The sequence below is a fragment of the Streptomyces sp. NRRL WC-3549 genome, from assembly GCF_000721935.1.
Classification (GTDB): Bacteria; Actinomycetota; Actinomycetes; order Streptomycetales; family Streptomycetaceae; genus Streptomyces.
Window position 1 is genome coordinate 6933 of record NZ_KL585460.1, and the last position, 1444, is coordinate 8376.

A 1444-nucleotide genomic window follows, 5' to 3' on the forward strand; every position below is an offset into this window, starting at 1 on the left:
GGCGTCGGGGGCGTCGGGGGCGTCGGCCACCGTGCCGCACGTCCCGGTGTCGTCCTCGCCCACCGCTTCACCGGACGCTTCTCCCCCGCCCGCGCGAAGAGCGCCCGGCGTGGACCGGACCGGCCCGGCCGATGAGCCGGGGCGGGAGCTGCCCGACCATTCCGGAACCGCCGATGCCGGGACCGCCGACTCCGGGACCGCCCGTTCCGGGACCGCCGACTCCGAGACCGCAAGCACTGGCGTGACGCCGCCGAGCGCACCGGCCGTGGCGCCGGACTCCACGGCCACCGCCCTGTCCGTACCACCGGCGTCGCCGATTCCCACCACGTCGGCCACGGGTGTGCCGGGCCCGGCCTCCCCCGTGCCCGCCCCGTCCCCGGCCCTTCCCGCCACCACCACGCCCGCCTACGGGCCGGACACTCCCCCGGCCCCGTCGGCCGCATCCACACCGCCGTCGCCGGGCATGCGGTCCGCGGAACGACAGGAGCCGTCCGGCGCAGCGGCCCCGGACGGCCTCGGAACGCCGGAGAGTCCGGAGGCTTCCGGGCCATCCGGGGCCTCGGCATCCGGGCGCGGGGCCCTCGGTTCGCCCGCCTGGGAGGCGGCGCGTGCCGGTGCGGTGCCGGAGGCACGCTCGCACACCTGGGTCGATCCGCTGTCGGCGCCGCCCGACCCGCAACGGCCTGGGCAGACGACCCAGTTCGTGGTGAGGTCGAAGTTCGACGTACGGCGCTTCGAGGCAGGTGGCGAGCTGGTCACCGATCTGACCGTCCAGGTCGGCGTCGGCCGTTCCGGCGGGCTGCCGGAGGGCGTCTGGGAGAAGGTCCTCAGCGGTGTCGAGACGGTGTTCAACGCCCCCGGCCACCGGCTGCCGAACGGGGACCTCCTGCACGTGACCGTGGAGCGCGTCGAGAGTGATCCGCACCCCAACGGTCTCGACGTCCACCTCGTCGGCCGCGACCGGCAGATGACACGGTCCGCGTGGTGGGCGGACGCCGATCCCGTCGACTACGCCCACGAGATCTCGCACATGCTCGGCCTGCGTGACGAGTCCCGGCACGCGGTCGCACCGCACCGCCCGGACATCGGGGGAAGCCTTCTCGGGGACTACCGGCGCCCCGCGCCCCAGGGGCTCGCCCAGGGCGGCCTGCGCGGGCGCCACCTGGACCTGATCGCGGCACACATAGGGGACCCACCTGCTGTCCGGCCCGGCACCACCGGGTCGACCCCCGCGACACCGGCACCCACCGCCGTCCCGGCCCCGATCACCGCCCCTGCCACCGCGCCCGCGCCCACGACGGCGGCCACGTCCGTCACCGTGCCGCCGTCCGCATCTCAGCCGGCCGCGGCCGGCCGCGCGCTCGGTGCCGAGCCGTACGCCCCCGTACTCCCCGGCGCCAGGCCGCCCGTCCTGGACCGGAGCCTGCCCCGCCCGCTCGGCGGG

At 76.9% G+C, this 1444-nt stretch carries 1 protein-coding gene; it reads left to right on the forward strand.

The genetic code is table 11. The features are described from left to right. Window positions 1-706: 706 nt before the first annotated feature. On the forward strand, window positions 707-1444 hold a 738-nt coding region (locus IH13_RS43230), incomplete at its 3' end, for a hypothetical protein (RefSeq protein WP_420713448.1).